We start from the raw sequence: 21914 nt of genomic DNA, 5'->3' as shown, positions 1-21914 counted from the left end.
ATAAGAACAACATTTGGTTCCGGGAAAGGATGCGCTATGAAAACGGATACGCTGGAAAAGAATCTCCTTCGCCTGGTCCAAGGTCCGGGGGCACAACACCAGCTTGCCGTGCCCCAACTGATCGAGGCAGCCCTGCGAAATGGGGAGGCCGTCCTCACCGCTTCCGGCGCCTTGGCGGCGACCACCGGGAAATATACCGGGCGTTCCCCCAAAGACAAGTTTATCGTAAGAGAGCCCGGCAGTGAAACCCATATCCACTGGGGCACTGTCAACCAGCCCTTCGATCGCGACCGTTTTGAGGAGCTGGTCGATCGGGTGACCGATTATTTGACTGACAAAAACCGGTATGTGTTCGACGGATTCGCGGGCGCGGACCCGCGCTACCGCCTGCCCATTCGGGTAATCACCGAGCGGGCGTGGCACAACCTGTTCGCCCACCAACTGTTTATTCGCCCTTCCAACGAGGAACTCAGTGGACATCAACCGGAGTTCACCGTAATTTCCGCTCCGGGCTTTCAAGCGGTACCCGAGCGGGACGGCACTCGCTCCGAGGCGGCAATCATCATCAGTTTTGAACACCGCCTGGTCCTCATCTGTGGCACCGAGTACGCCGGCGAGATCAAAAAGTCGATTTTTAGCGTGATGAATTATCTTTTGCCCCGCCGGGGCGTCCTGTCCATGCACTGTTCGGCCAACGTCGGTCAAGAAGGGGACACGGCGCTCTTTTTTGGCCTTTCGGGCACGGGGAAAACCACCTTGTCCGCCGATCCGGAGAGAGAGTTGATCGGAGACGACGAACACGGCTGGTCCGAGGACGGCGTGTTCAACATCGAGGGCGGTTGTTACGCCAAATGCATCGACTTGTCCAGGGAGTTGGAGCCCCAGATCTGGGGAGCGATCCGGTACGGTGCAGTGTTGGAGAACGTGGTCCTCGATCCCGCCACCCGGGAGGAGTTGTACGACCGGCGGGATCTCACCGAGAACACCCGGGCCGCGTATCCGGTGCACCATATCGCCAACGCCCGGATCCCGGGTACCGCAGGTCACCCGCAAACGGTGATCTTCCTCACCGCCGACGCCTACGGGGTTCTGCCCCCCATCTCCCGGTTGAACCGGGAACAGGCGATGTTTCATTTCTTATCCGGCTACACGAGCAAATTGGCCGGGACCGAACGCGGAGTCACCGAACCGGAAGCCACCTTCTCCACCTGTTTCGGCGCCCCCTTCCTGCCCCTGCGCCCCTCGGTGTACGCCGAGATGTTGGGGCAGAAAATCGACCGGCACGGGGTGCGGGTGTTCTTAGTCAACACCGGTTGGACCGGCGGTCCTTACGGGGTGGGATCCCGGATGAAGCTAGCCTACACCCGGGCAATGGTGCGCGCGGCGCTTTCGGGCGCCTTGGACCGGGTGGAATACGTCCAGGAACCCTATTTCGGCCTGTCGGTGCCCAAGACCTGTCCGGATGTGCCCTCGGAGATTCTGTTGCCCAAAAACACGTGGGCAGACCCCGAGGCCTATGACGCGAAAGCCCGGGAGTTGGCACGGCATTTCCGGGAGAACATCCGCAAGATGGATGGGGTACCGGCCGCCGTACTGGCCGCCGCACCTCCTATACAATAGGGGGATTTTCCCCGGGGGCATTTTGCACGTGCTTGTGCATCGTTGTACAAAAACGCGCCGCACCCTCTTGATGAAGGCCGCGGCGCATTTTTTCCATTAGAAATGATCGCCCACTCATCTTTCCGGAGGTCTCCGATACCCGGGGATTCCGGGATCTGCATCACCCCATTTTTGACCTGAATCGGCTGGGCGCCCTATCACCCCTTACCCAAATGATGCGCCCGGTTACCCTGATTCCCGGGGCGCATCCGTTTGACACCGATTTGAAGGCATGGCGGCGGGTGCACCTCACCCCCGCTTAAACCGGATGCTCCTCGCTTTTTCGTTGGTCCGTTCCCACACCCACCCCTGGGCTTCCCAGTCAGCGATAGTTTGTCGAATCGCTTCCTCAGACCACTGATCGGCAGGCAAATACACCACCTTGCCGCGAATGTGGTTGGTCCAAATATACCCCCCGACAAAAAGGATCGTCAGGCCGAGAAAAACAGATAGAAGAATCAAGAATTGCATGACATTCGTTCCTTTCTATTGCCGCCGGGCATCGCGTCCGGTGTTGTCGCCCATTGTGCGCCACCTCGTCCGCCTGCACTGCTCCACCCCTGGACACCCAAAGCGCTCCAGGGCGGGGCCGGCAGCAGGATCTGAGGCACCCCCGCATCCGGGTGGCGCAAGACCCGGGGTCGAATGCCGTACACCGACTCGATGTGATCTTCGGTCAGCACCTCCGCCGGCGATCCATAGGCCTCGGTGCTCCCGGCCCTCAACAACAAAGTCCTGTGTGCGTAGAGTGCAGCGAGATTGAGATCGTGAAGCACGAGAATCACCGCCGGCCTCCTGCCTTCCCTTCCCCGCCCCGCCGTGCCCCCGCATACGAGGTTCAGAATCTGCATTTGGTGGCCAATGTCGAGGAAAGTGGTGGGCTCGTCCAAGATGAGCACGTCGGGCTCCTGGGCCAACACCATCGCCAGAGCCACGATCTGCCGTTGGCCGCCACTCAGATGGTTCACGGTCACCCCGGCGAGATCATTCAGCCCGGTTTCCCACAAAATTCGTTCAACCACCTGCCGGTCGTGGTTTGTTTCGCCGCGCCACGGCCTCAAGTGCGGATGGCGCCCCATCATGACCGTATCGTACACCGAAAACCCGCCGGCCACCAGGGGGGTCTGGGGCAATACCGCCATCCGCCGGGCCAACTGCCTTCTGGAATACGACGATACCGGCACTCCGTCCAGACTCACCCGGCCGCGATCCGGGGGCTCTATCCCCGTCACCAGGCGGACCAAGGTGCTCTTGCCCGCCCCATTCGGCCCGATTATCGCCAGGACCGTCCCCGGGGTCACGGAAAACGAAACATCCCGGAGAACCTCCCGGTCTCCGTATGATTTACAAAGCCCGATCGCTTCTAATCTCGCCCCGTCCATCTCGCGCCCCCTTCTCCGCACCCCAATTCGTCGACCCGGCCGACCCCTCGCTACCGCCCCTGCCGGTGAAGCAGATACGCAAAAAATGGCGCCCCGCAAAAAGCGGTGATCGCCCCGATGGGGATCTCTTGCCCGGGAACCAAGGTGCGGGCGGCGTTATCCGCCCAGAGTAAAAACACGCCGCCCCCCAGGGCAGACAGCGGCAGCAAGGTACGGTGGTCCGGTCCAGCCAGGATGCGAAGCACATGAGGGACCACCAAGCCGACAAACCCGATGATCCCGGCTACGGACACCGCTGCCGCCGTCATGAGGGAGGACGCCCCCAAAATCACCAGCCGGGCAGCCCCCACGTCCACCCCGAGATGTGCCGCTTCCTCTTCACCCAGGGTCAGGACATTCAGGTTCCGCGCTTCCCACCAAACCATCGTCAACCCCAGGACAGTGGCGGGAACCAAACTCCAGATCAGCCGGGGATCCCGATTGGCCAGGCTTCCCAACAGCCATAGCATCACATTGGGCAGTCGGTTTGATGCGGCCACCATCAACACGGTGAGGATGGCTCCAAAAAACGATTGGACCACTACCCCGGCGAGAATCAGCGTATTGTTCCGGGAACCCGGCCCCCGGATCGAGCCCAGCCAAAACACCGCCGCCAACCCGACAAGGCCGCCGACAAAAGCCAGCCCCGGGACGGCGAACAAGCCGTACAGGCCCACCTGTCCCCCGAACAGAATACCCGCCACCGCCCCCAGGGCCGCCCCGGAAGACACGCCGAGGATAAAAGGGTCCGCCAGGGGGTTGCGTAACACCCCTTGATAAGCCGCGCCCGCGGCCCCGAGAGCCGCCCCGACCAAAAGGGCCAGAACCGCCCGGGGGAAGCGGATCTCCCATACCACCGCCTGAACCCAGCCCCCGGCAGCCTCCGGGGCTTTGGCACCCGGTCCCGCCAGTATCGCCCGCCAGAGGCTGTCCAGATCCGTGGCGGTCGGTCCGATGGCCACACTGGCGGCCAGGGACACGGCGACGGCGGCCAACCAGACCCCGACCCACATCCATGACCGACGACGATCTTTTCTCATGGCTGCGGCTCAGGGTTGGAACAACTGCGGATAGAAGAGCTTGGCCAGGGTTTCCGCTCCGTCGACGATCCGGGGGCCCGGGCGACTCACCAAGTCCGAGTCGACGGAATACACCCGGTTATTGCGCACGGCATCCACGACTTGCCATCCGGGCCGCTGTTTCGGCTTGTCCACGGCATCCGGCACGTAATATCCGTAGGTCACCACGATCACCTGGGGATTCTTTTGCATCAGCATTTCGGCGTTCATCGGCTGCCACCCGTTTAGATCCGACGCCACGTTGATGCCTCCGGCCAGACGGATCAGCTCGTCCATAAACGTGTGGCTCCCCGCCGTATATAATTGGTTCGGATCGGCCTCCACGTAGACCCTCACCCGTTTGTCCGGTGGGATTTGCGACACTTTGGCCGCAATGGCCGAAGCTTTGGCCTTCATTTGATTGACCAAGGCCGCGGCCTGGGATGTACGGTTCGTGATCTCGCCCAGTGCCTGGATAGTCTGATAGACCGCCTCCAGACTTTGAGGGTCGTACATCACGGCGGTCAGCCCAGCGTTTCTCACCGTCTGAACAATGCTCTCATTGTGAGAACCGAGCACCACCAGGTCGGGGTGAAGGGCCACCAGCCGCTCGATGGGCGGGTTCAATCCGTCCAGGACCGCTTCCACCTTTTTTTGAACCCCCGGAGGATAGTTGTCCCACGTCGTGACGCCCACCACCCTCCGATCCAGACCCAGGGCAAACAGGATCTCCGTATGACTGGGGATCAAAGAGACGATCCGCCGGGGTTCCCGGGCAATGGTCACCGATGTCCCGCTGTCATCTTTGATCGTGAGCGGATAGTGGGTGACTGCCGGCGGACTCGCCCCTCCTTGGGGCGACGCGGAAGGAGCCGCCCCAGTTCCGCAGGAAGAAAGAATCAAGATCACCGCGAAAAGAACGAGGACCGTCCAGAACTTTCGCTTCCCATCCATTCGGACCATGTCCGAGCCTCCCTCATCTCCGAATGTGCCTTCTCCTCCGGGGGAGGGGCCGGGGAAAGGCTGTCTCCGAAGCAGGGCCGGGATATGCCCGGCCGGGCTCTTGACTGATTCCCGAAGCCCAAAAAGAAAACCCGGCTTTCGCCGGGGCGATACTGTTCGGGCGGCAGGGTCTTCACGTCCTTCCCCTCGCCGCCTCCCCCCGGCCTTTCCGCGAAGGCCCCTCGGGAGTTCGACCGGGTAGGTCTCCTGGCTTCCGGGTCTTCGCGCGCTTTCGCCTTCCCCGCGATGGGCGAGTGGCATCTTGAAAACGCACTCTCCGGTTACAGTGGCGGGACCGCCCGGGATTCTCACCCGGTTCCCCGTTACGCCCCGAAGGGCACCCGGCCTGTCTCCGTTGCACAATACATGAATCCGCATCCCCAGTATAACGACTCCCGCCTTGCCCGGCAAGCTGGCCTCCTTCTCAAACGACCGTTTGGATGATATACTCAACCTGTCCCCGAAGCCTCGGAGAGCAATCCCATTCACACGAAAGGAGACACGGCACCATGCATCCATTCACCCGCGAGCATGATGAACTGCGCAGTGCCATTCGGCAATTCCTGCAGAAAGAGATCGCCCCCCATGTCGACGAGTGGGAGCGGGCGGAGCAGGTGCCCCGGACCGTGCTGCGCAAGATGGGCGAACTCGGCTATTTTGGCTTGAATATTGCGGAAGAGTATGGAGGAAGTGGGGAAAATCCCTTGGCGGAAGCAGTGCTGCATGAAGAACTCGGCCGGCTCAACGCCTCGGGATTCGCCAATACCGTGGGCGTCCACATCGGCATCGCCATGCGCCCGGTCTATCGCTTCGGCACCGAAGAACAAAAACAAGCCTATGTGGTCCCCGGGGTTCAAGGAGAAAAAATCGGGGCCTTGGCCATCACCGAACCCGGGGCGGGATCGGACGTGGCGGCCATCAGCACCCGGGCGGTGCGGGAAGGCGACAGTTACGTCCTTTCCGGAAACAAAATTTTTATCACCAACGGGGTCTATGCGGATTTTTACGTGGTGGCGGCAAAAACCGATCCCCAGGCAGGGCATCGGGGTGTGACCTTATTTATCGTCGAGCGGGATGACGCAGGATTTCACGTGCAGCGCAAGTTAGAAAAAGTAGGAAACCACGCTTCGGATACGGCAGAACTCTTTTTCGATGAGTGCCGAATTCCTGCACACCGCAAGCTCGGGGAGGAAAATAAAGGATTTTATCTGGTGATGCACAATTTTCAATGGGAAAGGCTGATGATCGCCCTGCAAACCCTGGGGACCGCCCAGGCGGCCTTAGATATGGCTGTGGAGTACGCGAAAACCCGTCAGCAGTTCGGCGGTCCCCTCACCCAGTTCCAGGTCATTCGCCACCGGTTGGTCGACATGGCGGTGGAGGTGGAAAAGGCGCGCCAGTTGACCTATCACGCCCTGGACCTGTTCGCCCAAGGGGTGGATGCAGTGGCTGAAACCTCCATGGCCAAGCTCACCGCCACGGAAACGGCCTGCAAAGTGGCGGATGAAGCGCTGCAGATTCACGGCGGATATGGGTACGTCAACGAATATCCGATCCAGCGGGCTTGGCGGGACATGCGCGTAACCCGGATCTACGGCGGAACGAGCGAAATCATGAAAGAGATTATCGCCAAGCGAATGGGGCTTCTCCCCTAAAAGCAGCGGAGAGGGGGATGTGACCAGACCCTCAACGGTGGTCACGGATCCCCCGGATCTGCCCCTCGCCCCCTGCTGTATACTTGAATCTTCTCGGTCAGCCGGGTGTTGCGCAACACCGGCCGAGTGTTGCGCACCGCCAGGCCCAGGGCCCGGGGCATGCCGATCAACCCACAGAGTTTCTTCGCCCGGGTGATCCCCGTATAGAGGAGATTTCGGTACAAGAGGATGTAGTGGCTCGTGGTCATGGGGATCAGCACCACGGGATATTCGCCGCCCTGGCTTTTGTGAATCGTAATCGCATAGGCGTGGCGCAACTGATCCCACTCATCCCGTTCGTATTCGTGCAGGGCGTCGCCGAATCGAATCAGCAACACGCCTTCCTCGGGATCCACGTCTTCGATCACGCCGATTTCGCCGTTAAACACCTCTTTCTCATAATCGTTGCGCATCTGTATCACTTTGTCGCCCACCCGCCAGGCCCGCTCGCCTTTGCGACCGAAGGGGATTTCCTTTTTGCCCATCTGCCGGGGGTTCATCAGCTGCTGCAGTCGAATGTTCAACGCCTCGGTGCCAAGCTCCCCCTTTTTAGTGGGACTCAGCACCTGGATGTCGGCAGGCGAGTAGCCCTCAGCCAGGAGATTTTGCACCGCCTGCTCCAGACGAACGGCGATGGCCGCATTCGTTTCAGCCGTCGTGGCCCCGGATACCTCGACAAACCAAAAGTCCCCGCCCTGGCGGGGCAACTCCCCTTGGAGCACCCGGTGGGCATTGACCACGATGTTGCTCTCCCTGGCCTGTCGGAAAATCACATCGAGCCGGACGCTCGGTACTCCGGCCTGAATCAGGTCGTGCAACACATGCCCCGGACCCACCGACGGCAATTGGTCCACATCCCCGACCAGAATCACCCCGGCGTCCCCGGCGGCCCGGACCAATTTGTCCGCCAACAGGATATCCATCATGGACGTCTCATCGACGATAATCAGGTCATAGGGGAGGGGATTCTCCTCGTCAAACTGAGCGATTCCCTCCACCCGCATGCCCAGGAGACGGTGCACTGTAGCAGCCGAAAATCCCGAGACTTCTTCCAGCCTTCGGGCGGCCCGGCCCGTGGGCGCCGCCATGCCCACCTTGGTCTGGGGATTCAATTGTTGCCGGCACCAGAGGATCGCCCGAACCGTCGTGGTCTTCCCGGTTCCCGGCCCTCCGGTCAGAATCAACAGCGGACTGGCCATGGCGGTTCGAACCGCTTCCCGCTGGGTGAACGACAGGGTCACCCCGGACTCCCGCTCATAAGACTGGATCAAATCATCCAGCCCGGCTGAATGCAGAGCGGCCACCCGGAGCCGATCCGCCGCCCACCGGGCCACCTGTTCCTCGGCTTCCCACAAAGACGCCAGATAGACCCGATCCTCTTCTTGCCGGATCTGCCCCTCCCGCGCCAAGGTCCCGGCGGCTTCCTCGAACTGATCGGCCTCCCACGGATCCCCGTCTATGCCGGCCAGCATCTCCGCCGTCTTCGCCAGCCAAAAGGCCCGGTCTAACCAACAGTGGCCTTCGGTGGTTGAGCCCGCCAGGGTATGCAACAGCGCACTTTGAAGGCGAAACGGACTGTCGGCCGGGATGCCCAACCTCCGGGCGACCCCGTCCGCCTGGCCAAACCCGATGCCGGCCACCCCCGCCAAGAGGTACGGATTGCGCCGGATATCCTCAAGACACCCTTCCCCCAACACTCGGTATACCCGCATGGCGGCACCCGGGCTAATGCCCAGGGCCATCAATTGCCCGAGCACCTTTTGGACCCCGTGATGGGCCCGGACCTGCTGGACGATCGACTGCGCCTTCTCCGGCGACAACCCTTGAATCCCCGCCAAGGCTGCCTCCCCGTGATCGAGGATGGCATCCACCGCCCCGGGGCCGAGGGCGGCGACGATCCTTCGGGCCACTCGCCTGCCCACCCCCTCCAAGCGCCGGAACAACTGGATGGCCACCTCCCGGTCGGTGGGCACCGGTTTACTCCATCCCGTAACCTGAAGTTGCCGGCCGTAGCGCGGATGCTCCGTCCAGTGCCCCGTCACCTCCAGGGCCTCCCCTTCGCCTTGGGAAAAATATACATACCCTGTACAACTGATCACGCCCCCGGAGGTTTTCAGGCGGAACACGGCAAATCCCGTCTCTTCATTTCGGAAGACCACCCGCTCCACCGTACCGGAAGCGGTCACCTCCTCGGCTTCCGGGCGGGCCAATCGATCCTCTCCGTTCAACCGACCAGCGCCTCCTGAATGCGCCGCAATTTGTCCAAATCGTTCTCATAAGCAATGAGGACCCCGTCCGCATAGGCCGCCCCCACCCGGGCGGCCTTCACCAGTTTCGCCTCTTCAACGCCGAGACCATAGAGCTCCAGATACCAGGGGTGCCCCCCGAGCCGATCTTGGAATCCTTGGGCCAGGACTTCCAGCCAGTACGTCGTCGTGTAAGCCAGATCATAGATGGGCACCACAAACACGTCCACCCACTGCTTCATCCGGTCCACGTCGATGCCGAATCGCCTCTCCAGATGCCCGGGATAAGGATCGGGAAACAGTGTAAAATACAGCTTCCCGGCCACCGACGACCGCGCCCGGGCGACAAAATCCGCTAACCTAGCCATCCGATAGGTCTCCAGGTCCAGGCCGGCTTTCCGGCGTCCGGCCTCGCAGGCCGCGCACTGACAGTAACCTTCCCGGGCAAAGGTCACATCGTCCAGCCGAAAGCCCTCTGGACCCGACTGCGCCGCCGCGTCCCTCACCCACTCCAGGGCCAGGGCCTCCACTTCGGGCCGGCTCGGACAAAGGCAGTCCCAGTCAAAATATGGCTGGTCTCTCGTCGCCCGCTGTCCTCCCGGACCCACCTGGACCCACTCGGGATGCGCTTTTGCCACCCGATTGTCGGCAAAACAACTCACCATAGGAATCGATCCCGCCACCGGCTCCCGGTGAGCCCCGCCGACGTCTTTGACTTCCCAGAAAGCCGGCCGGAACTGGCCGACGTGATCCGCATACCGGGTGACCACCCCGAACACCTTTTGATTCCCCATTCTCGCACCTCCGCGCCGTCCCGCACCGGGCGGGATCATCCCCTTCTACCGCCCTGGCGATCTGTGCGGTTTCCCGGCCTCAGGACCCGGCAAAACTTTTTTCCAACTCGGCCACCGTTTCCTCAAACACCTGCAGCGCCTGGCGCACCGGTTCAGGGGATCTCATATCCACCCCGGCCTTCGCCAAGACCTCCAGGGGATAGTCGGAACTCCCGGCGGACAGGAAATCGAGATAACGCCGGACGGCCGGCTCCCCTTCCTCCAGAATCCGCCTTGACAAGGCCGTGGCCGCCGAGAAGCCCGTGGCGTATTTGTACACGTAGAATGCTGTGTAAAAGTGCGGAATCCGGGCCCATTCCCAGGCAATCTGTTCATCGATCACCGTTTCGGCCCCGTAGTAGGTTTCATTCAGCCGACGATACGTGTCGCACATCCAGTCTGAAGTCAGGGCGTGGCCCGCTTCCACCGCCTCGTGGGTGAGCTTTTCGAACTCCGCAAACATCACCTGGCGAAACACCGTGGTGCGGAATTGCTCGAGGTGGTGGTTCAACAAATACCTCCGCATCGCCTCATCCGGAGTATTTTTTAAGAGATGATGCAGCAGCAACGATTCGTTGCAGGTCGATGCAACTTCGGCGACAAAGATGGAGTACCCGCCGTACACGTACGGTTGATGCGCATACGTATAATGGCTGTGCATCGCGTGGCCCATTTCGTGGGCGAGGGTGAACACGTTGTCGATGTTCGGCTGCCAATTCAACAGCACGTAAGGATGGGTGCCGTACGCCCCCCATGAATAGGCACCCCCTCGCTTGCCCCGGTTCTCGTGAACATCGACCCAGCGAGAGGCGAAAGCATCCCGCATCACGCCGAGGTACTCCTCCCCCATGGGCGCAAGCCCTTCCAACACCGTCTTTTTCGCCTCATCGAAGGAGACCTCCCGGTGGATCTCGGGCACGAGGGGCACATACAGATCGTACATGTGTAGATCATTTAGGCCCAGCACTTTTTTGCGCAAGCGCAGGTATCGGTGAAGGGCCGGCAAAAACTCGTGCACGGCGGCGATCAAGCTGTCGTACACCTCCACCGGCACCCGGTCGTCGTCCAGAGCCGCTTCCAGGGAAGAGCCGTATTTCCTCACCCGGGCGTAAAAGACATCTTTTTTGACACTGGCGTGATACGTCGCTGACAGGGTGTTCAGACGCTCTTTGTACGCCGCATAAAAAGCGGTAAAAGCGTCTTGCCGCACCCGGCGGTCCTGGCTCTCCAGGAACTGACTGTAGCGGCCTTTGGTCAATTCCACCTCCTGGCCCTGCTCGTCCCGGATCGTCGGCAGACGCAGGTCCGCGTCGTCCACCATACTGAAAATCGTCGTCGGGCCCTGGGCGATTTCGCTGACCTGAGCGAGGATGGCCTCTTCTGCCGCTGAGAGCACATGGGGCTTTCGCCGGAGAATATCGTCCAGTTTGTGTCGATACAGGGCCAAATCCGAGTGACTGTCGATGTAGCCCTGCACGACCCCGGCATCCCCGGCGAGAATCTCGGGCACGACAAAGGAGAAGGCCCCTGCCAAGCGGGCGGCGAGCCCCTGGGCCCGGTCAGCCAGGGCGAGATATGTACTGTTGGTGGTATCCTCGTCTTTGCGCATATGGGAATAGGCATAAAGCCTTTCCAACTTGAGGGATAGATCGTCTTCCAGGCGAAGGACGGCGAGGAGGGTCTCCGCCGATTCCAAGACCCGCCCGCGAAAAGCCTCCACTTCCCCTAAGCGGCTCTGCACATCCTGAAACTCCCGCTCCCAGGCCTGATCATCGGGATACAGATCTTCCAGTTTCCACGTATCCTCCACCGGAATTTCCGCCCGTGACCGCACTGTCGTCATTCGGATCCCTCCCGTCGATTTTGCAAACCTTTCTTTTCGGCCGACACCTCTAGTGTAACGCCAGAGCGGGGATGAATGCGGAAACTGTCAAGGCTTGGGGCCCCGAGCCACCGGGCGGCCGGGGTCCGCGCACCACTCGCTCCAACTGCCCACATACACCCGGGCACCGGAGATCCCGGCGATTTCCAGAGCCAACAGGTTGGCACAGGCGGTTACCCCAGAACCGCAATAGACGATAAGTTCCCGCTCTCCAGTGACGCCGGAGAACCGGCGGCGCTGCTGTTCGGGACTTTTCCACCGCCCGTCCTCGTCGACGCCGTCTTTCCAGTAGATGTTGACAGCCCCGGGGATATGACCGCCCACCGGATCAATGGTCTCCTGTTCCCCAGTGTACCGCTCGGGCGCCCGGGAGTCGATCAAGAGGGCCCCAGGGGCTTGCCCAGATACCACCCGGGACACGTACTCGGCGTCCACCATCATCTCCGGTCGCACCCGGGGGACGAAACTCGCCGGGGATGGCGTCGGAATCTCCAGGGTAACCGGATACCCCGCCTTTTGCCACTCCGCATAGCCGCCATCCAACACCCGAACCTGCTCATGACCAAGGTAGCGAAGCGTCCACCACAACCGGGCTGCGAATTCACCGGTTTGGTCGTCGTAGGCCACAACTACAGTCCCGGCGCCGATCCCCGCCTTGCTGAACACCCGGGCCAGCCGGTCCGGGTCCGCCAATGGGTGGCGCCCACCCTGTCCTTTCGGTCCGCACAGATCGCGCTCCAGGTGAAGGTACACCGCACCAGGAATGTGCCCCTCGCGATACCGCGCCTCCCCGGCGTCCGGCTCGTTCAACGTAAACCGGCAGTCTATCACGGCCACATCCGGGCTTCCGATCCGCTCTTTTAGCCACTGGACGCTCACCAGAGGCCCACCGTTCAAAGACCCTGTACTCATCTCACGTCCCCCTCTCTCATACAGTTGACCAAGGCCGAGGTAAGCGGCGTAAAGCTTCCTCCAAGCGTTCGGGCGGCAAGGTGTGATCCAGGGCGGCCATCATCCCGGCGGCGTACTCCCGGGCAGATTCCTTGGCCGCCCTCCGGTCCGATTCCAATACCGGCCGGCCGCACTGCCGGGCCCAATCCCCCATGGTCTTTCGCAACCCATCCACGAACCCGCGAACCTGGGGTAGGACCGCCTCCCACAACGCCTCCCGCATCTCATCCATCCCCGGCCCAAGCCATCGTTTCATCCCCGGGAATAACTTTGGCCCGAGACTCCGAATGGTCTCCCCTACCCCATTTTCAATGAGTTGGGCTGGAATCTCCCACGGTTCCACCGCCTCGGGCTCCCAGGACCACCCGGCCAAATCTCCGGACGCCGCCGAAACCCTCTCCGTCCAAATCTCCGTCCGGCGGTCCCGGAACCAGCGTTCGGCGCGCAGAGCCACAGCTTTCCACTCGTGGCTCAATTCGTCTTCCAGCCACTCGGCCAAATCCGCGGCGCAAGCGGCCACCGCCTCCCGGCGGCCGTCCTCAAGAGCCGCCACAGAGAAGGACTCCCGAAAACGATCCTGGTAACGGATCCACAGGCGGCGCTCAATGTGATCGCACAACTCCGCAATCTCGCCTTCCAGTCCCCGCAAAAGCGGCTCGTCCTCCACCTGGGACAGCGAAGCTTCCACCCGCTTCGCCCCGGCGGACCACGCCTGGCGGCGTTCCTCCCGCTTCACCCCCTCCGCCCGGGCCTCCATCACCCAACGCCGCAGCCGCTCCTCGGCCCGCCTCAGGTCCCCCCAGGCCCGCCCCAGAGCCATCTCCGCCCAGTCCCGCCGAAGTAAGGAAGAAAAATCCCGGTAGAATCCCGCGAATCCAGTCACCTCCAGTGCTTCGGAGAGGGAGGGTAGAGGCCCCGCGGAAACCTTGAGGCAAGTGCGAAGCCAAGCCTCTTCCCCCGGGGATAACGAACTGGTTTGCGCCTTGCGCGCCAACAAGGCCCCCCGGCTCGACAAGGGGTAGATCCGGGGGCGCACTATGCCGAGGTTCGTCAAATTGCGCCGAACATGTTGCACGACGCCCTGAAGTTCCTGCTCATTGGCAGCCAGGTCACCGGCATTGACGACGAAAAATACCTTTTCGAAATCAAAGGTCTCCTGCATCTTCCCGAGCTGCGTCAAGAATGCCTCGTCAGCCCGGGAAAAAGCATGATTGTAGTAGGTCACGAACACCACCGCGTCGCTGTGGCGAATGGACTCAAAGGCCGTGTCGGTATGGCGCCCGTGGACCGAATCCACCCCGGGGGTGTCCACCAGCACCCATCCTCCTGCCGTGAACGGACAATCCCAAAAAATATCCAAGTGTGAAAAATAGGCCGCCCACCGTTCTTCCGCGGTTACCTGGCGAACCCGGGACCAATGCGCCCGCAAGGCCTGGCCGAAATAGGGTTCGATTTCCTTCCAATGCTGCCGAATGGCGGTGCACGCTTCTTCCTCGCCCCGGGACTCCAGCTCCTCCAGCACCTTCTCCATCTCCGAACGGGCGCGGATATGAAGGACGGCGGTGCCATGCGGGTGCCCACCCTCCGGAGCCCGAACCCGTTGTACAGCGGCGGTGGTCGGATTGGGAGATGAGGGGAGAACCGCGGATCCCAACAGGGCGTTGGCAAGGGAAGACTTTCCCGCACTAAAGGCCCCGAAGAGCGCCACGGTGAACTCCCGCTCTTCAAGCCGGGCGGCCCTCTCCAGGAGGGCCGAGGTCATCTTCGCGGTTCCCGGCAGAATCGCCAGAATTTCGGCAGCCTGGCGCAACTGCTCCGCCGCAGCGAGGAGCCGGGGATCACCGGTTCGCCTTGGGCCCGGTCCCACACTCGGAACCCCATTTTCCCCTTCCACGGCGACCTCCACCTCCACCTCGGCATCGGCCAACCATCCCGAGGACACATCTACCGAACCCGAAACACCCGCGACATTCGCATCATCTGTTGCAACTTTTTCTGATGCAATCTCTGCAACATCTACAACCTCCTCAGCCGGCGGGACATCCCCGGCATGGCCGGCCCTGGTCCGGGGCATCTCCTTTGCAACGTCAAGGGCTGTCGCAGGCTCCTCGGCGGAACTCGGCGATTCACCATCCCCCTCGAGAAACGGGATCCGCTCCCACAGGGCCGTCCGCCGGCGTTCTTCCTCCCCCCGCAGGATCTCCAACTGATCCCTCGCATTGGCATACGGGGCCAGACGCCCCCTCTCCTCGGATATCGCCACCAGGGCCGCCTCCCGCCTCTCCCGGATAGCCTGTTCGATCATCTCCAGCAAACGGCGGCCCAGTTTCCGATATCGTTCTTTGCCCGCCGTCTCGAGATCCCGGAGATAGGTCTGCACATATCCAGCTTCGACCACCGCCCCGGGCTTGACCAACGCCGCCACCTCTGACGTCGACAGCAAGATGGGCGCCCCTTCTATGCGGTCCAACAAATCCCCATTCGCCACACCCCAGGCTGCCGCCAAATCCCGGGCCCAGCTTCGCACATGGCGATCGAGTTCCGTCTCAAGTCGCCGTCCAAAAGCCTCCGACAGCGCCGCCGCCCGGGCCTCCCGCTCTTTCTCCGTCCGTCCCCGACCTCCAAACCACCCTCCGGGCCGGAAACCCGGGCGCAGACTGTCGAGATAAGCCCTGGCCATCTCCCCGATCTCATAAGGGGTGATCCGGGCATTCTCCACCATGCGCACCAACTCCGGCCAGTGTACCGCCTCCAGATGCCCCTCGGGATCTTGCCAACGCCGCTCCTCCTCAGACAGTTGATCAAAGCGCTCCACCCGCTCCCGGGCGTGTTCCTCGCCAAGCAGCGCCCGAGCTGCTTCGATCTCCTCCCGGTGCCCGGCCCGCCAAGCTTTCAGGTGATCATCGACAATGCCCCGGAGGGCCCGTCCGACGGACCTGCGATACCAGCGGGGTGCTTCGGCCATAAACTCCGACACATCTTCCCGCAACTCCTGAAACTGATGATACGGATGTTGCGGATCGCGCAGGGACACGTAGTAGATCCGCTTATCGGGTATTCCGAAGGCTTTGAAAATCTGTGCGGTTTCATATTGAAATTGCAAAAAAGGCAGTTCGTCCTCGGCGTGTTTATCGATCTGATTAATCACCAAGAAAACGGGAACGCCACCATCGGTCAGCCGGCGCAAAAAAGTCAGATTGGCCTCGGCCTGCACATGGTTGTAATCCATCGTATAAACCACGGCGTCCGCCAGGTGAAGGACCGCCTCGGTCATCTCCCGATGGGCGGGATCCGTCGAATCCACCCCCGGCGTATCCAGGAAAGCCGCTCCTTCGGGAAGGGGGATCGACGGATTCCCCACCTCCACCAGACGAACGTCCTCTTCGGATGTGCACCACCGAGAGAGTTCTTCAGACGCATTCTTCGCTTCCAGCTGCCGGACCACCCCGTGTCGATCGCAAATCCGCAGGCCCGGCGCGCCCCGGCGGATCAAAACCCCCGCCGCCGTTGTGGGCACGGGCCCGCTGGGCAGGACGTCCTCCCCGAGCCACTTGTTGATCAACGTGGATTTACCGGCGGAAAAATGTCCGCAAAACGCGACGATCACCTCTCGCCGCGCGTATTTTTCAGCCACTTCCCGAACCCGGGCCGCCCGGACCCCATCCCCCCACTCCTCCATCAGTCGCGCCAAGGACTCCACGAGCGCCAAATCTCGTTCAAATGATGTCACGACTTGTGCCACATCGGTCCCTCCATGACAAATCCCGCACAACTGCGATCTTTTTCATTCTACCACGGGACGATAGGTGTGAGAATCCGATACAATGGAAGAATAAGTATCCGGAGGGTTGCCCATGACGGCTTTTTATATCATTCTCGCTTTTCATCTGGCTGCGGTAGCGGTGAAATTGGGAGTGTTGCTCTATGTCCCCCGCCTCAAAGAGGTGGGCCAGGTTCGGGCGTTTCTATCCACCTATCGCCGACTGGACTGGATCACCGACTGGGTACTCTGGCTGACCGGGGCGGGATTTTTCCTCGTCACATCCTGGCGCTATCTGCTTCAGCTCTGGCTGCTCGTCTCCATGCTGATCTACATGATCATTTTTATCCTCATCAAAGTCGTGGTGGTGGGCGGGATGAAAAAGGTCGCCGCCACCAAGAAGTTGCACGCTTATGAGGAAGTCAGCAAGCTCCGTTTTGAAAATGTCTGCACCATTGTGTCGGTGGTGGGACTTTTGGGAATCATCGCCTACCTGATGGTGACCAAGCCTTTTTGATCCCGGGCCATACCGAGCTCCCTGCGGTCGGTGCATGAAACGATACCCGGAGGGGGATCCTCACGGAGACGGGTTTCGTTTTCGCCAGACAGAGAGGAGAGGTGCCCGTGCCCTTTCTCGTCCACATCGCCACCACAACACCCCCTCACCGGTACAGCCAAGAGGAAGTCCGGACGATGTCCAGGGAATTGTTTCGGACGAGCTTCCGGGACATCGACCGCCTGCTCCGCACCTTCGACACCGCGGGTATCGAGTGGCGGCATTTTTGCCGGCCGGCGGAATGGTATATCCAGGGCCGCCCTTTTTCCGCCCGCAACGCCGTGTATCAGGAGGAAGCTGTCGCCTTGGGGACGGAGGCGGCCCGGACATGCTTGACCCAAACCGGCGTCAACCCCCGGGCGATCACCGACCTGTGGTGGGTCTCCTCTACGGGCCTGGCCACGCCGAGTCCGGATATGCGGATCGCCCAGCGCCTTGGCTTATCCGGGAAAATCAGGCGCACGCCGATCTGGGGGCTGGGATGCGCCGGGGGCGCCGTGGGACTGAGCCGGGGCCTGGCCAGCGCCGCCGCCGATCCCGATGCCCACGTTTTGGTCGTGGTCGTGGAACTGTGCAGCCTGACCTTTTTGGCGAGAGACCAGCGAAAAAGCAATCTCATCGCCACGGTGTTGTTTGCCGACGGAGCGGGCGCGGCATTGATCCTGGGGGATCGGGCCTATGAGCGGTGGAGCAAAAGGGTCCAAGAGCGTCCGAGGTCGTCCGGAGCATGGGAATGGAAGGGCTCCCACAGCATCCACTGGCCGGATACCGAAGATATGATGGGTTGGGACGTGGGGGACGACGGGTGGCGGGTCGTGTTCTCCCGGGACATCCCGGAATTCCTTCGTCGGCAAAAACGGGAACACTTTGCCCCGGCTGAAGAAAAAATCGACCACTGGGTGGTACACCCGGGCGGGGCGAAGGTTTTGGCCGCCTATGAAGAGGTGCTTGGCTTGAACCAGGAGAGCCTGGAGTCTGCCCATGAGACGTTGAGACAGTATGGCAACATGTCCGCCCCCACCGTTTTGTTCGTCTTAAAGGACCTGGCTGAGCGGCGTTCTCTCCGGTCCGGGGACCGGACGGCTCTCTTGGCCCTGGGTCCGGGATTCTCCAGTGAACGGGTGATGCTCCAATGGAGGTAGGACAGCTTTTCGCCTGGGTGATCGGTGGGGTGATCGCCCAGCGCCTGGCGGAGCTGGGCCTCGCCCGTCATAACGCCCGCTGGATCCGGGCCCGGGGTGGTTTTGAAGTCGGATGGGAACACTATCCCTGGATTGTTCTTTTGCACGTGTCCTTTTTTGCCGGTATGGTGGCGGAAGTCCGGATTCGCGGATTGGCGGGCCTTCCCGTGTGGTGGCCCGCCCTCGCCCTTTTTGCCGCCAGCCAGGGACTCCGCTACTGGTCTTTGCGCAGCCTCGGCCATTATTGGAACACCCGGATTTTCGTGATCCCGGGCCATCCACCGGTACAGCGCGGTCCCTACCGGTGGCTGAGACACCCCAATTACTTGGCCGTCATGGTGGAGCTCGTAAGCCTGCCTTTAGCTTTTCACGCCCATTGGACGGCCCTACTTGTATCGGTGGCCAATGCCCCGCTGCTCGCTTTGCGCATTCGCGTGGAGGAGGGAGCTTTACGTCACCCGGCTCGAACCCGGCTGGAAGTGCGTGGAGAGATAAGGGGCGGCCCATCGAGTTTAAAACCCTCAACGAGCCCGGCCGAAAAAAATGAGCGGACCGGAGACGAATCCCCGGCCGCTCCCACAACTTCCGTGGCCCAATCCTTGTCTGCCACGAGCTCGCCCCCTGTCGCTACTGCGTCTGAACATAGCGGGGAGACGACGTGAGATACCCCACAGTGCCGTCTGACAGCCGTACCTTGTACCACCAATCGTTAACCGTGGCCAGTCGTTCCGCCGACTCCCCGAGATGAAGCACGGCGACCCGCGGCGCCAAAGTCGAGGGAGCGCTGCGCACCGAGACCCACCCCTGGACAGGGGTCACCCGATCCGTAGCACCGGAAGGAGCTGAAGCCACCGCCGAACCCGGGGAATCGGTCACCGGAGCTGCCGGCGGGCTTTGCACCGGCGTGGACGGGGTGGAGGGCACGCCCGGATTCTCGGCTGCCCGCACGTGGTTCAATGGTCGACGCGCGTACAGAAAATGTGACGTCCACCATTTGTTGTTCGTGTAATCATACTCACCCAGGGGCACCTTTGATGAGTATGTGTGAATGATTTTCAACGTTCCATCTTGCAGCGCGATCCCCACATGACCCACTTTACCGCCCGAGTCCGAAGTGGAGAAAAAGAGGAGATCCCCCGCTTTGATGTCGCGAATGTTGTAATAAACTCCCCAATCCCGATACTGGTTCAGATCCCCCTGTTTCTTTGAACTCGAGGAAAACCGATATCCCACCGCCGTTTGGTAGACATATTGGGTAAAATTCGAGCAGTCAAAGGTAGAATCGCCGCGAAGTTTGTTGGTTCCCCATTTATATGGAGTGCCGATCTGCGTCTCCGCCGTGTCGATCACCTTTTGCACCAGCGGATCCGCATAGTGGGCCGGATGCGCCACATGCGCGCTGACCGGAGCCGTATCCTGGGCCAGCACCCCTGGCACTCCTGCAACTAGGCTTGTCCCAAAAAGAACCGCAACAACAATCACTTTAATACGATTGCGATACATCTCCTCTCGCCCCTTTCCTGGTCGTCGCCCGCCCACATTCACGGTACCATAGGCAACAACCATTTGGGCACCCGGAGGTTGGTGGATCGCATTCCTGCATCTGACAAATCACCAGGCCCCCATACGGGAAATGCCCAGGGGAGTCATTTGACGCAACAACATGCCTTCCCGCCCGGTCAAGTTTGTGATACAAGCAGCGAGAGCGACGCGCGACGGAGATTCCATGGTCAAATTGGACGCTGTGGCCGGTCGCACTTGGTACCCCCTCGCTCTGATCCAACGGCCACTGGGTCGTGGTATCATGAATACAAAACCACTGTGCGGAGGGAGTCGCCATTTATAAACTGATGTGGCAAATGAGCCAAGAAGAACTGTTGGCGGAGATGGAGCGGTTGCAGAAAGAGGCGGAACGGTGCCGTGAGGAAGGGCGCTGGAACGAATGGGAAGTCCTGAAGCGCAGATACGACGTCGCCCGCTCCCACCTGGTGGAGGCGGGGACGGTACGAGTGGGGGGCCAATACCGCGTGGAGGATCACGAGGGGCTATTCACCGTCACCCGGGTGCGGGGGATCATGGCCTTTGGGTATTTCACGCCGCCGGGCAACGACCCGACACAAGAAGAACAAGCTTTTCTGGTGGCCCTGCTGCATCCGCCGGGGGACGACGCCGATGAACAATGACCTTCCGCGGGGAACACATCCGGATCTTTTCGAGCCTGCAAGATGCCCTTCGGGCCGGATTCCGCCCCTGCATACGATGCCACCCGGTCACGAATCCTCCGTCCCGAATACGCCTCCGGGCTCGTCTTCTTCCGAGTAGACCGGGATGCCGTGGCGCTCCAAGAGAGCAGCCGTCACCCCGCGCCCGGGGCGCATATTTCCGGTAAAGGTGCCGTCATAGATCGCGCCGCACCCGCAGGACGGGCTCCTCTGCTTCAACACGGCGGCCGATGCACCGACCAAACGGGCGAAGTGAAGAGCTTCTTCGGCGCCCCGCACAAAGGACTCGGATACGTCCTCGCCCTCTTGGGTCAGTACTTTGGCCCGCCCATCCAACACATCCCCGCCTTCGCCACCGACAATCTGGGCCGGCGGCCTCGGGGTGGGAAGACCGCCGAGCTGCTCCGGGCAGACGGGGATGGCCCGGCCCTGGGCCACCCACTCCTCAATCCACGACAACCCCCGGCTGGAGCCGTCGTATCGACAATGACAACCCGCCAGACACGCCGAGACCAGAATCATTCCGCCAGCGCCCCTTCCAATCGCAGTAAATGGGCTTTCAGATCGGTCCGGGACCCGGCATATCCCACCAAGTCCCCTTTTTTCCCCACCACTCGGTGACACGGGATAAAAATCGGCAAAGGGTTGGCCCGATTGGCTTGGCCCACGGCCCGCACCGCCCGGGGGTTCCCGATGGCCGCGGCGATCTCCCCGTAACTTCGCACCTGACCATAGGGGATCTCACGAAGAGCGGCCCATACCCGCCGGCGAAACGAACTGTCCTCGGGGAGCGACAAGGCCACGTCAAAGGCGCGACGGCGCCCGGAAAAATACTCTTCGAGCTGGCGGACGGCATCTCGACAGGACTCCGGATCCCGGACGAGGTCGTGAAACTCCTGCTGGATCTCTCCCCAATCCTCCTCGGTCAGCGCCACCCGGCTCACGCCGACCGAATCCATGACCACACGAAGGGTCCCAAGAGGCGTTTCCAGTTCATCATACACGGCCACAGTCCATCCCTCCCCGATCACAGATTGTATCGCTTCACGATCGCCCGGTGGGAATGCCTTCGTCCCGGGTGATACCTGCGGAAGGGCCCGCCTCCCGCCAAAGGGGCGGTGGTAGTCTGCCCAGGATTTGAAGACGCGAAGCGATTCCTCGTCGACGCTCGCTTCCCAGGACCACACTGAACTGCCCGATTCCACTCGCAAATAAAGCGCCCGCCAATGAGCCCAGTCGGTGACAAAGAATTCGCGCTCGCATGAAGCTATTATAAACACACAAATCCCATGTCACAACCGGCTCCCTCCCGGCTTCATTCAAAGCGCAGGTCGTTCTGGAACTTCTTACGGAAGAGAAGACATTGCACAACTGGCCTCGGAGTACGGGGTTCATCCAACCATGCTGCACCGGTGGAAGAACACGGCTGTGGATAACCTGTCCAGCCTG

18 protein-coding genes, 1 pseudogene and 1 riboswitch are annotated in these 21914 nt (G+C 61.4%); of the genes and pseudogenes, 7 read left to right on the top strand and 12 right to left on the bottom strand.

Annotated elements, in window-relative coordinates; genetic code table 11:
• The first annotated feature begins 36 nt into the window (after positions 1 to 36).
• Positions 37 to 1620, top strand: coding sequence for a phosphoenolpyruvate carboxykinase (ATP) (gene pckA / locus K6T64_RS01595; protein ID WP_288008300.1), 1584 nt, complete (start codon positions 37 to 39; stop codon positions 1618 to 1620).
• A 288-nt stretch (positions 1621 to 1908) separates the two neighbouring features.
• Here pckA and K6T64_RS01590 read toward each other — a convergent pair whose 3' ends face one another.
• Genes K6T64_RS01590 through K6T64_RS01575 form a run of 4 tightly spaced genes read right to left on the bottom strand, consistent with a single transcriptional unit; the run spans position 1909 to position 5101 of the window.
• Positions 1909 to 2130: a hypothetical protein gene (locus K6T64_RS01590; RefSeq protein ID WP_100668367.1), complete on the bottom strand. Its 222-nt coding sequence runs from the start codon at positions 2128 to 2130 to the stop codon at positions 1909 to 1911.
• Positions 2118 to 3041, bottom strand: coding sequence for an ABC transporter ATP-binding protein (locus tag K6T64_RS01585; RefSeq protein ID WP_288008299.1), 924 nt, complete (start codon positions 3039 to 3041; stop codon positions 2118 to 2120). Before K6T64_RS01585 ends, K6T64_RS01590 begins: the two co-directional genes overlap by 13 nt.
• Before the next feature lie 50 nt (positions 3042 to 3091).
• On the bottom strand, positions 3092 to 4120 hold the full coding sequence (locus K6T64_RS01580; RefSeq protein ID WP_170086141.1) for a FecCD family ABC transporter permease: 1029 nt from the start codon (positions 4118 to 4120) through the stop codon (positions 3092 to 3094).
• 9 nt (positions 4121 to 4129) lie between these two features.
• Positions 4130 to 5101 (bottom strand): ABC transporter substrate-binding protein, encoded by a 972-nt coding sequence (locus K6T64_RS01575; protein WP_288008298.1) that lies wholly within the window; start codon positions 5099 to 5101, stop codon positions 4130 to 4132.
• A 219-nt stretch (positions 5102 to 5320) separates the two neighbouring features.
• Positions 5321 to 5500, bottom strand: a riboswitch (cobalamin riboswitch).
• 149 nt (positions 5501 to 5649) lie between these two features.
• Here K6T64_RS01575 and K6T64_RS01570 point away from each other — a divergent pair.
• Positions 5650 to 6795, top strand: a complete 1146-nt coding sequence (locus tag K6T64_RS01570) for an acyl-CoA dehydrogenase family protein (RefSeq protein WP_288008297.1) — start codon at positions 5650 to 5652, stop codon at positions 6793 to 6795.
• A gap of 41 nt (positions 6796 to 6836) precedes the next feature.
• Here the strand turns inward: K6T64_RS01570 and recD2 are convergent, their stop codons facing one another.
• The 5 genes from recD2 to K6T64_RS01545 all read right to left on the bottom strand — a co-directional run bounded on the left by recD2 (position 6837) and on the right by K6T64_RS01545 (position 16488).
• The gene (recD2, locus tag K6T64_RS01565; protein WP_157935508.1) at positions 6837 to 9062 is read right to left on the bottom strand and encodes an SF1B family DNA helicase RecD2; all 2226 of its coding nucleotides are present in this window, start codon (positions 9060 to 9062) and stop codon (positions 6837 to 6839) included.
• Positions 9059 to 9874 carry an alpha-galactosidase gene (locus K6T64_RS01560; protein WP_288008296.1) on the bottom strand — a complete coding sequence of 272 codons (816 nt, stop codon included), beginning with the start codon at positions 9872 to 9874 and terminating at the stop codon, positions 9059 to 9061. The genes recD2 and K6T64_RS01560 overlap by 4 nt, the downstream gene beginning before the upstream one ends.
• Positions 9875 to 9953: 79 nt before the next feature.
• Complete coding sequence (gene pepF, locus K6T64_RS01555; protein WP_288008295.1) at positions 9954 to 11756, bottom strand: oligoendopeptidase F; 1803 nt, start codon at positions 11754 to 11756, stop codon at positions 9954 to 9956.
• A gap of 87 nt (positions 11757 to 11843) precedes the next feature.
• The gene (locus K6T64_RS01550) at positions 11844 to 12707 is read right to left on the bottom strand and encodes a sulfurtransferase (protein ID WP_288008294.1); all 864 of its coding nucleotides are present in this window, start codon (positions 12705 to 12707) and stop codon (positions 11844 to 11846) included.
• A 16-nt stretch (positions 12708 to 12723) separates the two neighbouring features.
• Positions 12724 to 16488, bottom strand: coding sequence for a dynamin family protein (locus K6T64_RS01545; RefSeq protein WP_288008293.1), 3765 nt, complete (start codon positions 16486 to 16488; stop codon positions 12724 to 12726).
• A gap of 112 nt (positions 16489 to 16600) precedes the next feature.
• Between K6T64_RS01545 and K6T64_RS01540 the strand changes: the two genes are divergently transcribed.
• The 3 genes from K6T64_RS01540 (at position 16601) to K6T64_RS01530 (ending at position 18905) form a co-directional block, all read left to right on the top strand.
• The gene (locus K6T64_RS01540; protein WP_013076403.1) at positions 16601 to 17023 is read left to right on the top strand and encodes a hypothetical protein; all 423 of its coding nucleotides are present in this window, start codon (positions 16601 to 16603) and stop codon (positions 17021 to 17023) included.
• A gap of 107 nt (positions 17024 to 17130) precedes the next feature.
• The gene (locus K6T64_RS01535) at positions 17131 to 18204 is read left to right on the top strand and encodes a type III polyketide synthase (RefSeq protein WP_288008292.1); all 1074 of its coding nucleotides are present in this window, start codon (positions 17131 to 17133) and stop codon (positions 18202 to 18204) included.
• Positions 18195 to 18905, top strand: coding sequence for an isoprenylcysteine carboxyl methyltransferase family protein (locus K6T64_RS01530; protein ID WP_288008291.1), 711 nt, complete (start codon positions 18195 to 18197; stop codon positions 18903 to 18905). Before K6T64_RS01535 ends, K6T64_RS01530 begins: the two co-directional genes overlap by 10 nt.
• Here K6T64_RS01530 and K6T64_RS01525 read toward each other — a convergent pair.
• Positions 18871 to 19746 carry an NlpC/P60 family protein gene (locus K6T64_RS01525; RefSeq protein WP_288008290.1) on the bottom strand — a complete coding sequence of 292 codons (876 nt, stop codon included), beginning with the start codon at positions 19744 to 19746 and terminating at the stop codon, positions 18871 to 18873. The two genes, K6T64_RS01530 and K6T64_RS01525, sit on opposite strands and share 35 nt — an antisense overlap.
• Before the next feature lie 356 nt (positions 19747 to 20102).
• Here K6T64_RS01525 and K6T64_RS01520 point away from each other — a divergent pair, with 356 nt between their 5' ends.
• Positions 20103 to 20426, top strand: a complete 324-nt coding sequence (locus K6T64_RS01520; protein ID WP_288008289.1) for a YfhH family protein — start codon at positions 20103 to 20105, stop codon at positions 20424 to 20426.
• Positions 20423 to 20500 (top strand): annotated as a pseudogene (locus tag K6T64_RS16820) (hypothetical protein); the annotation flags it as partial. The gene K6T64_RS01520 and the pseudogene K6T64_RS16820, both read left to right, overlap by 4 nt.
• Positions 20501 to 20513: 13 nt before the next feature.
• Here K6T64_RS16820 and K6T64_RS01515 read toward each other — a convergent pair.
• Positions 20514 to 20987: a 2-thiouracil desulfurase family protein gene (locus K6T64_RS01515; protein WP_100668380.1), complete on the bottom strand. Its 474-nt coding sequence runs from the start codon at positions 20985 to 20987 to the stop codon at positions 20514 to 20516.
• Positions 20984 to 21475, bottom strand: coding sequence for a methylated-DNA--[protein]-cysteine S-methyltransferase (locus tag K6T64_RS01510; RefSeq protein WP_288008288.1), 492 nt, complete (start codon positions 21473 to 21475; stop codon positions 20984 to 20986). The genes K6T64_RS01515 and K6T64_RS01510 overlap by 4 nt, the downstream gene beginning before the upstream one ends.
• Positions 21476 to 21914: the final 439 nt, after the last annotated feature.

Source organism: Kyrpidia sp. (assembly GCF_023512215.1).
Lineage (GTDB): Bacteria > Bacillota > Bacilli > Kyrpidiales > Kyrpidiaceae > Kyrpidia > Kyrpidia spormannii.
This window is presented reverse-complemented; position numbering and strand designations above follow the sequence as displayed.

Bases quoted from the DNA above. Each gene is read 5' to 3' on its own strand.
- K6T64_RS01540 (WP_013076403.1), top strand. From the start codon at position 16,601: ATGACGGCTTTTTATATCATTCTCGCTTTTCATCTGGCTGCGGTAGCG.
- K6T64_RS01580 (WP_170086141.1), bottom strand. From the start codon at position 4,120: ATGAGAAAAGATCGTCGTCGGTCATGGATGTGGGTCGGGGTCTGGTTG.
- pepF (WP_288008295.1), bottom strand. From the start codon at position 11,756: ATGACGACAGTGCGGTCACGGGCGGAAATTCCGGTGGAGGATACGTGG.
- K6T64_RS01570 (WP_288008297.1), top strand. From the start codon at position 5,650: ATGCATCCATTCACCCGCGAGCATGATGAACTGCGCAGTGCCATTCGG.
- K6T64_RS01575 (WP_288008298.1), bottom strand. From the start codon at position 5,101: ATGGTCCGAATGGATGGGAAGCGAAAGTTCTGGACGGTCCTCGTTCTT.
- K6T64_RS01515 (WP_100668380.1), bottom strand. From the start codon at position 20,987: ATGATTCTGGTCTCGGCGTGTCTGGCGGGTTGTCATTGTCGATACGAC.
- K6T64_RS01590 (WP_100668367.1), bottom strand. From the start codon at position 2,130: ATGCAATTCTTGATTCTTCTATCTGTTTTTCTCGGCCTGACGATCCTT.
- K6T64_RS01520 (WP_288008289.1), top strand. From the start codon at position 20,103: ATGAGCCAAGAAGAACTGTTGGCGGAGATGGAGCGGTTGCAGAAAGAG.
- K6T64_RS01560 (WP_288008296.1), bottom strand. From the start codon at position 9,874: ATGGGGAATCAAAAGGTGTTCGGGGTGGTCACCCGGTATGCGGATCAC.
- K6T64_RS01550 (WP_288008294.1), bottom strand. From the start codon at position 12,707: ATGAGTACAGGGTCTTTGAACGGTGGGCCTCTGGTGAGCGTCCAGTGG.
- K6T64_RS01525 (WP_288008290.1), bottom strand. From the start codon at position 19,746: ATGTATCGCAATCGTATTAAAGTGATTGTTGTTGCGGTTCTTTTTGGG.
- pckA (WP_288008300.1), top strand. From the start codon at position 37: ATGAAAACGGATACGCTGGAAAAGAATCTCCTTCGCCTGGTCCAAGGT.
- K6T64_RS01530 (WP_288008291.1), top strand. From the start codon at position 18,195: ATGGAGGTAGGACAGCTTTTCGCCTGGGTGATCGGTGGGGTGATCGCC.
- K6T64_RS01585 (WP_288008299.1), bottom strand. From the start codon at position 3,041: ATGGACGGGGCGAGATTAGAAGCGATCGGGCTTTGTAAATCATACGGA.